The organism is Aquimixticola soesokkakensis, from assembly GCF_900172375.1.
Lineage (GTDB): Bacteria > Pseudomonadota > Alphaproteobacteria > Rhodobacterales > Rhodobacteraceae > Aquimixticola > Aquimixticola soesokkakensis.
The window spans coordinates 248,271-259,633 of record NZ_FWFS01000001.1 but is presented as its reverse complement, the minus strand read 5'-3'; the positions used below and the strand labels follow the sequence as shown (position 1 = coordinate 259,633).

At 59.9% G+C, this 11,363-nt stretch carries 9 protein-coding genes; 3 read left to right on the top strand and 6 right to left on the bottom strand.

Features of this window, described 5'->3' with window-relative positions:
- Positions 1-63 precede the first annotated feature (63 nt).
- Positions 64-621, bottom strand: a complete 558-nt coding sequence (locus AQS8620_RS01245) for an acyl-CoA thioesterase (protein WP_085834999.1) — start codon at positions 619-621, stop codon at positions 64-66.
- 120 nt (positions 622-741) lie between these two features.
- Between AQS8620_RS01245 and AQS8620_RS01240 the strand changes: the two genes are divergently transcribed.
- Together AQS8620_RS01240 and recQ are read left to right on the top strand one after the other, a co-directional pair.
- Positions 742-1,029, top strand: coding sequence for a YggT family protein (locus tag AQS8620_RS01240; protein ID WP_085834998.1), 288 nt, complete (start codon positions 742-744; stop codon positions 1,027-1,029).
- A 69-nt stretch (positions 1,030-1,098) separates the two neighbouring features.
- The gene (gene recQ / locus AQS8620_RS01235; RefSeq protein WP_085834997.1) at positions 1,099-3,147 is read left to right on the top strand and encodes a DNA helicase RecQ; all 2,049 of its coding nucleotides are present in this window, start codon (positions 1,099-1,101) and stop codon (positions 3,145-3,147) included.
- Here recQ and AQS8620_RS01230 read toward each other — a convergent pair.
- The 4 genes from AQS8620_RS01230 to AQS8620_RS01215 form a co-directional block, all read right to left on the bottom strand.
- Positions 3,144-5,327 carry an ATP-binding protein gene (locus tag AQS8620_RS01230; RefSeq protein ID WP_085835344.1) on the bottom strand — a complete coding sequence of 728 codons (2,184 nt, stop codon included), beginning with the start codon at positions 5,325-5,327 and terminating at the stop codon, positions 3,144-3,146. The genes recQ and AQS8620_RS01230 overlap by 4 nt on opposite strands.
- A 124-nt stretch (positions 5,328-5,451) precedes the next feature.
- Entirely contained in the window at positions 5,452-6,201 is a 750-nt protein-coding gene (locus tag AQS8620_RS01225) for a metallophosphoesterase (RefSeq protein ID WP_085834996.1), read from the bottom strand.
- An 87-nt stretch (positions 6,202-6,288) separates the two neighbouring features.
- Complete coding sequence (gene serA / locus AQS8620_RS01220; protein WP_085834995.1) at positions 6,289-7,881, bottom strand: phosphoglycerate dehydrogenase; 1,593 nt, start codon at positions 7,879-7,881, stop codon at positions 6,289-6,291.
- Positions 7,882-7,986: 105 nt separating this feature from the next.
- Positions 7,987-9,129: a phosphoserine transaminase gene (locus AQS8620_RS01215; RefSeq protein WP_085834994.1), complete on the bottom strand. Its 1,143-nt coding sequence runs from the start codon at positions 9,127-9,129 to the stop codon at positions 7,987-7,989.
- A gap of 239 nt (positions 9,130-9,368) precedes the next feature.
- On the opposite strand from AQS8620_RS01215, the gene serB reads away from it, so the two are divergent.
- Positions 9,369-10,241: a phosphoserine phosphatase SerB gene (gene serB, locus AQS8620_RS01210; RefSeq protein WP_085835343.1), complete on the top strand. Its 873-nt coding sequence runs from the start codon at positions 9,369-9,371 to the stop codon at positions 10,239-10,241.
- A 32-nt stretch (positions 10,242-10,273) separates the two neighbouring features.
- Here serB and AQS8620_RS01205 read toward each other — a convergent pair whose 3' ends face one another.
- Positions 10,274-11,281 carry an asparaginase gene (locus AQS8620_RS01205; RefSeq protein ID WP_085834993.1) on the bottom strand — a complete coding sequence of 336 codons (1,008 nt, stop codon included), beginning with the start codon at positions 11,279-11,281 and terminating at the stop codon, positions 10,274-10,276.
- Between the last annotated feature and the right edge of the window lie 82 nt (positions 11,282-11,363).

The window sequence follows — 11,363 nt, the reverse complement described above, 5'->3', positions numbered from 1 at the left end:
GATCCCCCGCTTGCGGACTGCCGCCGCGTCAAGTTTGCCCAAAGTCATGCCCGCATTCGCTCTCTATGGCAACGGTGACACCGCTTGATCTTGCATCGGTGGCCAGGGGCGTGTCGCATCCGCTGCGATCCAGTTTTGCACGTAGTCCGGCAGAACGGGGCTGACCTCAGCCGCGCCAAGCGCATTCAGCATGTCCACCGGCGGCACAATCCCCGCCTTGCTCACCAACGCCATGCGCAAGAGAACATGGTTGGCGCATTCCCCTTGAGCGGTCCACATGGATTGCTCGACGTAGATGAATTTCTCGTCCCAGCCGACAGCACGAGAGCGCATCTGCAGCCTCTCGAACATCGTGATCCGCTTGCGATAGCGCACGCTGGCCCCCGCCACCGTCATCCCCCATCGCTTGGCGCGGCAAATGTCGGCCATGCCGGTCGTCACCAGCATCGGCACCCGCCCGAGGTCATAAAGCGTTAACGTGCGCCCGTTATTGAGTTCACGCCACAGGTCCAGATCCCATGGCATGCAGTAGTGATGTGACACCAACGCGTCGAGAAGTCCGGTTTTGGGCTGAGAGCGGGCGCGGCGCAGATGCCAAAAGATGCGAATGAATGGATACATGGCGTGATTGATGCCGCGTGGCCCGCTTGCGTCAACCTGCGACGTAACGGCACAACCGCTCTTGTGTGCACAGGCTGCGCCACTTACCTAATCGGGCAACAGATTGATAAAGGACTGACAATGGTATCGCTTTTCCAGATTCTCCTGATGATCCTCGGGATCGTGAAATTCGTCATGATCGTGCAGATCATTATGAGCTGGCTGATCAACTTTCAGGTGCTCAACCTGCGCCAGCCGCTGGTCTATCAAATCTGGGAAGGCCTTTCGCGTCTGCTGGAGCCGGTCTATCGCCCGATCCGCAAAATCCTGCCCCCGATGGGCGGTCTCGACCTTGCGCCGCTGGTGGCCTTTATCGCGATCTATGCGATTGAAATCATCATCCGCAACAATGCCTACGCCTTCATGTAAGGCAATCACTGCTTGAGGCGCTGAGCCCGCTGTGCGATTCTGCGCCCTCATTCAGGCGGTACAGATCCCATGGCAGACGGCAACGCGTCCTCAATTCTTAAAACGACCTTCGGATTTGACGGATTTCGCCCCGGCCAGGAGGAAATCGTTGATGCGGTGATCGCGGGTCGCAATGTTCTGGCGATCATGCCCACGGGCGGCGGAAAATCCCTGTGTTTCCAATTGCCGGCGCTGGTGCGTGACGGCGTTACCGTGGTGATTTCCCCGCTTATCGCCCTCATGCGCGATCAGGTGCGCGGCCTCACCGAGGCAGGCGTTGCCGCCGGAACCCTGACATCGGGCAATTCGGAAGCGGAAAACGCCGCTGTGCTCGATGCTTTGCGCGCCGGTACGCTCAAACTTCTGTATATCGCGCCCGAACGGCTTGCGGCCTTTGGCATGGTGGGGATCTTGCAACGCGCCGGTGTCGGGCTCATTGCGGTGGACGAGGCGCATTGCGTCAGCCAGTGGGGCCATGATTTCCGACCCGACTATCTGCGGATCGGCGCCTTGCGCAGCACGCTGAATGTGCCCCTCGCCGCATTTACCGCCACCGCCGACGAGGAAACCCGCGCCGAAATCGTCACGCGCTTGTTTGATGGCGAAGCGCCCGCAACCTTCCTGCGCGGTTTCGACCGGCCCAATATCCATCTGGCTTTCGCGGTCAAGGATAGTCCCCGCCGCCAGATTCTGGACTTTGCCAGCGCGCGCAAAGGCTTGTCGGGCATTGTCTATTGCGGAACGCGCGCCAAGACCGAAAGCCTGTCCAAAGCGCTGGAGGACGCCGGCCATCGCGCCTGCGCCTATCATGGCGGGATGGACCCCGAGCTGCGCCGCGAGGTCGAACGCCGTTTTCAACAAGAGGACGGCTTGATCGTGGTGGCGACCGTGGCCTTTGGCATGGGCATCGACAAACCCGACATCCGTTGGGTCGCCCATGCCGATCTGCCCAAATCCATCGAAGGCTACTATCAGGAAATCGGGCGGGCGGGGCGCGACGGCGCGCCTGCGGAAACGCTGACGCTCTTTGGGCCCGATGACATCCGCTTCCGGCGCAGCCAGATCGACGAAAGCCCCGCCCCGCTGGAGCGCCGCGCCGCCGATCATGCCCGGCTGAACGGATTGCTTGGTCTGGCAGAGGCCCAGATATGTCGCCGCCAGACCCTGCTTTCGTATTTTGGTGAAGAGGCGGGCGCCTGTGGACACTGCGACCTCTGTGATACCCCCCCCGATCTGTTTGACGCGACCGATGACGTGCGCAAAGCTCTCTCGGCCATCCTGCGCACTGACGAAAGTTTTGGCGCGGGGCATCTGATCGACATTTTGCAGGGCAAGATGACCGACAAGGTACAGCAGCGCAGCCATGATCAATTGCCGACCTTCGGCGTGGGCAAGAATTACGACAAACGCCAATGGAATGCCGTCTTTCGCCAGATGATGGGGCTGGATTTGATCCGCCCCAACCCCGAACGCCACGGTGCGCTGTATATGACCGAACCGGCGGTGCCGATCCTCAAGGGCGAAGAGAAAATAACCCTGCGCCGCGACAGCATCAAATATGCGCCCAAAAGCACGGTCGTGCGCACGCTGGTTTCCGAGGAGGATGCGCCGCTTTTGTCCGCCCTGAAAGCGAAACGCCGCGCGTTGGCCGAGGAGGCCCGCGTCCCGGCCTATGTGATTTTCACCGACAAAACACTGATCGAGATGGCTGAAAAACGCCCGGTCTCGCTGGACGATATGGCGCGGATTTCCGGCGTTGGCGCAACCAAACTCGACCGCTACGGCGCCCTGTTTCTGGCGGTGATCACCGGCGCAATGCCCGACGCGGTCCACCCCATGCGGCGCAAATTGTCAGGGCGCGCCTCGGGCGAGATGTTCGACCTGATGCAACAGGCCCAGCGCGATCTGGCGCGCGGGGCTTGCGGCACCTTGAAACCCATGAGCCTGACACCCGCGCAGATCGCGAAAGTCGCCGACCAGAAACCCGGCTCGGTTCCGGCGCTGATCCGTATCATCGGGGACGGAGCTACCGAGCGCTTCGGGGCGGCGTTTCTCACGATCCTGGCGCAAAATACCTAAGGTTCGTTGCCTGCGCGCGGCATGTCCTGCGCGATAACCGCCCCGACAAGCGGAAAACTATCTGCGGGTTGATGCGCGAGAATACGGTCGATGATCGCGGCTTTGCGCAGCGGTTTCGTCATGTAGTAGTCCAGACCCGCGTCCATGATCGCAGCATCGTCCCCCGCCATCGCATGGGCCGTCAGCGCGACGATCGGGACATGGGTGCCCGTGGCCTCTTCGAGCGCGCGGATCGCGCGTGTCGCCTCTTTGCCATCGATGTCGGGCATCGAAATATCCATAAAGATGAGGTCGGGCTCAAAGCTTTGGTACAAGGCGATTGCTTCGCGGCCATTTTCAGCAAATTTCAACTCGATATCTATGGATTTCAACATCTTGCCGAACACAAGCTGGTTGGTTTTATTGTCCTCGGCAGCAAGAACCCGCATCTTTCTTGGCTGACCTGAGCTGGAGGTCCGAACCGTCGCCTCCGGCGCGACCCGTGCCAAGGCCCCCAGAAAATCGGCCCGCAACAGCGGCTTGTGCAACAAATGCGCGCGCTCTGCGGCCAGCAATCCCGCAGATATCGGCCCCGAGGTCATCACCAGAACCGGCGCCTCGACGCCGTTGCTGCGCAGCTCGCGAATAAAGCTGACCACATCGCGGTCGGGCAGCGCAGAATCGACGAGATAAATATCAGCGGTAAAGGCGCGAGAGGCCAACATTTCTGTGGCACTGGCGAATGCGCTGACAGCAAAGCCCAATGTATCCAATTGCTTGGCCAGAATGCTGCTTCCGGTTGCTTGCGGATCAATCAGAACTGCTGAATGCATCCAGCTTGGCAAGGCCGTGGCGACGACCGCATCCTCGGCCATATCCATCGTGATGTGAAAGCCGAACACAGAGCCCTGCCCCAGATCGCTATCAACCCAAATCTCGCCCCCCATCAGCGACACCAGCTGGCGCGTGATCGCAAGACCGAGGCCCGTGCCTTCGAATTTGCGGTTGCGCTCGTCCTCGACCTGATTGAATTCCCCGAAAATATGGTCAACCATATCCGGGGCGATGCCGATCCCCGTGTCTTCGACCGACACATGAACGCGTTGCGCTTTGTCACCATCGGGCAAGCCGACGACACGGATCACGACATGGCCATCGCGGGTAAATTTCACTGCATTGCCCACAAGGTTCATCAACACCTGGCGCAAGCGGCCGCGATCCCCGACATAGCGGGTCGGCAGGAACATATCATAGTCAATGATCAGGTCGATTTTCTTATGAGCCGCAGAGGGTTGCAGCAGGGTCACCACCTCATGCACGGTTTTTTCAAAGTCGAAAGGTTCATAATGAAGTGACAGTTTCGAGGCTTCGATCTTGGAATAGTCGAGCACATCGTTGATCAGCAAAAGCAACGCCTCGCCGGAGCTTTTGATCGTATCGACATAGAGCTTTTGCTCGTCCGACAGCGCGGTATCGGCCAATAATTCGGCCATGCCCACGACACCATTCATCGGCGTTCGGATTTCATGGGTCATATTTGCCAGAAAGGCCGATTTCGCGCGGTTCGCACTTTCCGCCTTGGAGCGCGCCTTCTTGAGGCGGGTTTCCGAGCGCACGGTTGCGGTAATATTGAGGCCGAGCGACACGGTATCGCCGTCGCGCGACCGCTGGTCGACCAGTTTGACGAACTGGTTGTTCCACAAACGCATCACATGGGGTTCGCGGTGCGGGGCGTTCCAGCGCGCCATCGCCGCCTCGACAAACCCCATCCGCGTCAGATCGCCCGTATCCACCAGCCCCTCTTCGACGGCGAGGGTGATAATATCACGGTAATGCGCGCCCGGACGCACATCCGCGAGCCCGTCAAAGACCTGCAAATAGGCGGAATTGGCCGCGATCAACACATCGTCGGGATCGTACACCGCAAATCCGTCGTGAATGGTTTCCAAAGAGTCCCACAAGCGGCGCTCGGCGATATCAACCGCATGATGCGCCTTTTCAAGGTCTTGCAGGGTTTCTTCGTTGCGCACCTTCAGCGTCTGGGTTTCCTCGCGTGTGACGATAATTTCGTCGGAGAGGTTGCGCGCGTGGCTGGAGAGTTTCTTGTTGGCGGCAAATAATTCGGCCTGTTTCAATTCCAACAAGCGTTCCGCCGCTAACCGCGCGCGGCGTTCCTGCGCGAGAATATCCAACTGGCTCATATCCATCTCCGAGCAAAGCGCTTTCCCTTCTGAAAAGCGTCTTGGCCCGAGTGTGACGGATGCAAATGAATAGAAACTTAACGCCGTGCCGGAATTTACCCGCACGGCGTTTGCACAGATGCGTTTAGCTGCGCGGCTCTGCGCGGGTGATGGGTTTGCGCCCGTCGTCGGTCAGGATTTCCACCTCGCCGTTCTCGATCACTGCCGCCGTCAGCGGGCGACCATAGCCCGCACCGGTGTCCAGATCGACGCGGTTGCCGAAATGTGTCGCTTCTTCCAGCGCGGTGTGGCCGTGGATGACAAGCCAGGGCAACTCACCCTCGTAATCAAGCCAGCCGTTGCGAATCCACAAAAGGTCCTCTTCCGACTGATCCTCAAGCGCGACGCCGGGGCGCACACCGGCGTGCACATAAAGGCAGCCGTCGAATTCATAGCTCATGGGGCAGTTTTCGAGGAACTCGATATGCGCCATCGGCACGCCTTTCCTGGCGGCCTCCCAACCGGCCTCGAATTCGAAATCTGTCGCCTCAACCCCGTAAGAGGCCAGCGTTTCCTTGCCCCCGAGCGATTTGTTCAACCAGCTTTTCCCCGACAGGATATGATCGTTGTCAAAGGCATCGCCATTGCGCACAAAGCGGCAGAACATGCGGTCATGGTTGCCACGCAACACGATCCACGGTTTGCCCTCGGCCAACCCGTCGATCAACAGTTGCACCACTGCGGCGCTATCCGGGCCACGGTCAGTGTAATCGCCCAAGTGCACGATCAGCGCATCAGGATCGCCGACGCGTTTCTTATCTGCCTCGATCCGCGCGTGGGCGGCATGAAGCATGTCGATTTGGCCGTGAATATCACCGATAGCATAGATGCGCATTGGGGTCCTCCTGTTCGCGGGGCCACAAAAGCGAAGGGCCGCCGGAATGTCCAGCGGCCCCAGTGATGTTTTCGCTAACCTGTTACGTTAGACGTTGAAAACCAGCGGGCGCACCTGACGGAACAGCTTGGTTTCTTTCAGCGCATCGGCTGTCGAGGCTTTCAGCGGCGTGTCCAGAAGGGTGACGGCGATGGCTTCCCCACCGGCTTTTTCGCGACCAAGGGTGAAGTTGGCGATGTTTTCGCCGTGCTCACCCAGCATGGAGCCGAGCTTGCCCAAGATACCGGGCGTGTCGGTGTTGGTCGTGTAGAGCATGTGCTCGCCGACTTCGGCGTCGATGGTGATGCCTTTGATCTGGATGAAGCGCGGCTTGCCATCGGAGAAAACCGTGCCCGCGATGGTGCGGTATTTCTCGACCGTCTGGATGTCGAGCTTGATGTAGCCATCAAACGAGCCCGTCGCATCCTCGGTGGTTTTGGAAATTTTCATGCCACGTTCTTTGGCGATCACCGGCGCGGAGACCATGTTCACATCGGGGTTGGACGCCTGCATGATGCCGGCGATCACCGCCGCTTCCAGCGCTTTGGTGTTCAGCTCGGAGGCGTAGCCGTTGAAGGTGATGTTGACCGTTTCGATCACCTCGTCGGTCACCTGACCGATGAAGGAGCCGAGGTTTTCGGCCAGTTTCACCCAAGGGCCCATGATCTTGGCTTCTTCGGCGGTCACGGACGGCATGTTGAGCGCATTGGTGACTTCGCCGCTGTTGAGATAGGCCGACATCTGTTCGGCAACCTGAAGCGCCACGTTTTCCTGGGCTTCCGAGGTGGAGGCGCCGAGGTGGGGCGTGCAGACAACGTTGGGCAGACCGAAAACGGGGCTGTCCTTGGCGGGTTCAACTTCGAACACGTCAAGCGCGGCACCCGCAACGTGACCGGATTTCAACGCTTCGGCCAAAGCAGCTTCATCGACCAGACCGCCACGCGCACAGTTGATGATGCGCACGCCTTTTTTGGTTTTGGCGATGTTTTCAGCCGAGAGGATGTTGCGGGTCTTGTCGGTGAGCGGCACGTGAAGGGTGATGAAATCGGCCTTGGCAAGCAATTCGTCCAACTCGACCTTGGTCACACCGATCTTATCGGCGCGCTCTTGCGACAGGAAGGGGTCATAGGCGATCACTTTCATCTTGAGGCCATTGGCGCGGTCGCAAACGATCCCGCCGATGTTGCCGGCCCCGATGACACCGAGCACCTTGTTGGTCAGCTCAACGCCCATGAATTTGGACTTTTCCCATTTGCCGGCATGAGTGGAGGCAGAGGCCTCGGGCAATTGACGTGCGACGGCAAACATCATCGCAATCGCGTGCTCGGCGGTGGTGATCATGTTGCCAAACGGCGTGTTCATCACGATCACGCCTTTTTTCGAAGCGGCGGGAATGTCGACGTTGTCCACACCGATACCGGCGCGCGCCACCACTTTGAGGTTGGTCGCGGATTCAAGCAGCTTTTCGGTCACTTTCGTGGCCGAGCGGATCGCAAGACCGTCATACGCGCCGATGGCCGCAGCCAGAGCGTCTTTGTCTTTGCCCAGCTCGGGGCGGAAATCGACTTCGATGCCGTTGTCCTTGAAAATCTGGACAGCAGCGGGCGACAGGGCGTCAGAAACGAGAACTTTGGGTGCCATGTGAAAAGGCTCCTCTGAAAGATGGAAAGAATGGTGCGGTGACCCGGGGCCATCGGGCCACCGCAAGTCCTGCAAGCGCGGGACTATGGCGGTGAACCTAAGGGCTTATTGAGCGGCGATTTCGGCGTTGAACGCGTAGTCGAGCCAAGGCATCAGCGCGGCAACATCTGCCGTTTCAACCGTGCCGCCACACCAGATCCGAAGACCGGCAGGCGCGTCACGATAAGCGCCGATATCCAGCGCAACGCCTTCTTTTTCCAGACGTTTTGCAACAGCCTTGGCAAAAGCAGCGCCGTCTTTGATCCGGTCATCCGAGAATTTCAGACAGACAGAGGTGTTGGAGCGGATCGCAGGATCGGCAGCCAGGAAATCAATCCAGTCGTGGCTGTCGACGAAATCGGCAATGACTTTGGTGTTGGCATCGGCGCGGGCGATCAGGCCTTTGAGACCGCCGATGGATTTTGCCCAATCCAGCGCAACGAGATAATCCTCGACCGCAAGCATGGAGGGGGTGTTGATGGTCTCGCCGACAAAGATACCTTCGATCAGCTTGCCGCCCTTGGTCATGCGGAAAATCTTGGGCAGGGGCCATGCGGGCGTGTAGCTTTCGAGGCGCTCGACCGCACGCGGGGAGAGCACAAGAATGCCATGCGCCGCTTCACCGCCCAGCACTTTTTGCCAAGAGAACGTCGTCACATCGAGCTTGTCCCACGGCAGGTCCATCGCAAAGGCCGCCGAGGTGGCGTCGCAGATGGTCAGGCCTTCGCGATCCGCAGGGATCGCATCGCCATTGGCCAGACGCACACCCGAGGTGGTGCCGTTCCATGTGAACACAACGTCGGTGTTGAAATCGATGGTCGCGAAATCGACGATCTGGCCGTAGTCGGCGGTTTTCACCTCGGCGTCGATTTTCAGCTGTTTGACCACATCGGTGACCCAGCCAGCGCCAAAGGATTCCCAGGCAACCATGGTGGCTTTACGCGCGCCCAGCAGCGACCACATGGCCATTTCAACGGCACCCGTGTCGGAGGCCGGAACGATGCCGATGCGGTAGTCTGCGGGGATGCCCAGCACGTCGCGGGTCGTTTCGATCGCGGCTTTCAGCTTTTCCTTGCCGATGGCAGCACGGTGCGAACGGCCCAGGGGGGCGTCAGCCAGCAAGTCGAGCGAGAATGTGGGGATTTTGGCACAGGGGCCGGACGAAAAACGCGGGTTTGCCGGACGCGTTGCCGGTGCTTCGATAGCCATTGCTGGTATCCTTCCAGATATGATGCCTCTCGTTGGGGAGAGGTGTCCCGCCGACGGAGGTAGTGCCTTTGCCGAAGTCTGACAAGAGGGATTCTTATGCGACTTTCGGCGCGCGTGCTTTTCTTGGGGCGCATTCGTAACGATCCGGTGAAGAAACTTTCCCAAAGGGCAGCACGGACGATTGGAAATCTGCGTGCAGGTAGGGTATGGGCTTGCGCAACATTACCGGAGCCTGCCCCATGTTTACCGTCACGCTTTTGACTGCGCCCACCAATCCTTCGCTTGAATATGCTCTCGTGGACGCGCTGCGCGGCGCTTGGGGCGGTGACCGGATGCGGGTGCTGGCCGATGGCATTGCCGCGGAATTCGAGATCCCCGAAATTCCGTCCAACCGCTGGGATATCTGGTCTGACTTGCAAAAAACCGGCGTTGATCTGGTGGTGCAACCTACACAGGGGCGCCGCAAGAAGATGCTGTTGGCGGATATGGACAGCACGATGATCCAGCAGGAATGCATCGACGAGCTGGCCGATGTGGCCGGCGTGGGCGAGAGGGTAAAGGAGATCACCGCGCGGGCCATGAACGGCGAATTGGATTTCGAGGGCGCGCTGAACGAACGCGTGGGGCTGCTGGCCGGACTGGGCGCGGATGTCATCCAACAGGTCATCGACACGCGCATCACGTTCATGCCGGGGGGGCGCGACCTCTTGGCCACGATGAAGCGCGACGGAGCCTATGCCGCGCTGGTGTCGGGTGGCTTTACGGCCTTTACCGGATTTGTGGCCCAAACGCTGGGCTTTGACGAGAATCGCGCCAACACGCTTTTGGTTGAAGACGGGACGCTCACCGGAAAAGTCGGCCTGCCGATTTTGGGCCGCGAAGCAAAGGTGCAGGCGCTCAAGGAGATCACCGCCCGCCTCGGGATTTCACAGGACGATGTGATGGCCGTTGGTGACGGGGCGAATGATTTGGGGATGCTTGGCCTTGCGGGCGCAGGCGTTGCGTTGCACGCGAAACCTTCGGTCGCCGCAGAATGCGATATCCGCATCAACCACGGCGACCTCAGTGCATTGCTCTACATTCAGGGCTACGCGGCAGACGCGTTTGCCTAAATCCTTTTGGGTATTTTTGTCCGAAAGAAGGCTTAGGCCAGGGTAAATCCGGCCAGCGCAGGCGCGGCTTTGATTTCGCCTGTGTCGATTCCGGCGAAATTCGCGATGCGCGGATTCATCCGTTTTCTGACCGCAGGGTGTTCCCCGTCGAGCGCGCCGATGCCGACCAGAATCGTCGCGATGGCGCATTCGGCGGCGCGGGTGCCGCCGTCGGTGATCTTGAGCCCGACGCCGATCCCTTTTTGGGGCCAGATCGCGGTAAAGAGGCCTTCGGCGCCGGTTTTGATCGCGACTTTGCCTTTGCCCGCCATCATCAGTTCGGTGCAGGCGCGCCCTTCACCAGCGACCAGTTCGGGAAACGCCGGCATGGCACGCGCGAGGCGATGCGCGGCGGCCTCGTAACCCGGTCCGTCTTCGCGGGCATTTGCGTAAAAGGCCATCGCCCGCCCCAAGCCGGCGATTGTCGTCGCAAAGTTGGGCGCCGAGCAACCATCCACGCCAAAACCGGGCGATGTGACGCCGGTCACGGTTTCGAAGGCTTCCAGAATGTCGCGTTGCAGCGGGTGGTCGGGCTCGACGTAATCCAGGCTCGCGCCCGTGTGTTTCACGTAGGACAAAAAGCCCGCATGTTTTCCCGAGCAATTGTTGTGCAGGCGGCAAGGACTGTCGTCCGATTTGATCAGGGCTGTCTTTGCCGCGCGATCATCGGGCATTTGGGGGCCGCAGATGAGATCGGCCTCGCTGTAGCCCAATGTTTCCAGCCAGGCTGCCGCGCGGCGGGTGTGGATCGCCGCGCCCTGATGGGAGGCGCAGGAAAAGGCGACATCGGCCTCGCTTGCGCCGATCGCATCGGCCGCGCCAGAGGAAATGAAGGGCAGCGCCTGGATCATTTTGACCGAGGATCGCGGCAGGATCACGGTGTCGGGATCCCCCCAACTTGCCAGAATCCCCGAGGCATCGCAGACCACGGCGTGGCCCGCGTGCAGGCTTTCGGCAAAGGGGCCGCGCCAGATTTCCACCAGTGTTTCGGGTTGTGCCATCTCATTTCCTCCGCGTTTCGCTCACGATTCAGCGATTTCCCGCCGAGCACACTTTCACAAATGCCGGATTTTGCGCTACTGT

Excerpts from the sequence above, each read along its gene's own strand:
- AQS8620_RS01225 (WP_085834996.1), bottom strand. The coding sequence starts at position 6,201 with ATGCGCATCTATGCTATCGGTGATATTCACGGCCAAATCGACATGCTT.
- AQS8620_RS01230 (WP_085835344.1), bottom strand. The coding sequence starts at position 5,327 with ATGAGCCAGTTGGATATTCTCGCGCAGGAACGCCGCGCGCGGTTAGCG.
- AQS8620_RS01205 (WP_085834993.1), bottom strand. The coding sequence starts at position 11,281 with ATGGCACAACCCGAAACACTGGTGGAAATCTGGCGCGGCCCCTTTGCC.
- serB (WP_085835343.1), top strand. The coding sequence starts at position 9,369 with ATGTTTACCGTCACGCTTTTGACTGCGCCCACCAATCCTTCGCTTGAA.
- AQS8620_RS01215 (WP_085834994.1), bottom strand. The coding sequence starts at position 9,129 with ATGGCTATCGAAGCACCGGCAACGCGTCCGGCAAACCCGCGTTTTTCG.
- AQS8620_RS01245 (WP_085834999.1), bottom strand. The coding sequence starts at position 621 with ATGTATCCATTCATTCGCATCTTTTGGCATCTGCGCCGCGCCCGCTCT.
- recQ (WP_085834997.1), top strand. The coding sequence starts at position 1,099 with ATGGCAGACGGCAACGCGTCCTCAATTCTTAAAACGACCTTCGGATTT.
- serA (WP_085834995.1), bottom strand. The coding sequence starts at position 7,881 with ATGGCACCCAAAGTTCTCGTTTCTGACGCCCTGTCGCCCGCTGCTGTC.
- AQS8620_RS01240 (WP_085834998.1), top strand. The coding sequence starts at position 742 with ATGGTATCGCTTTTCCAGATTCTCCTGATGATCCTCGGGATCGTGAAA.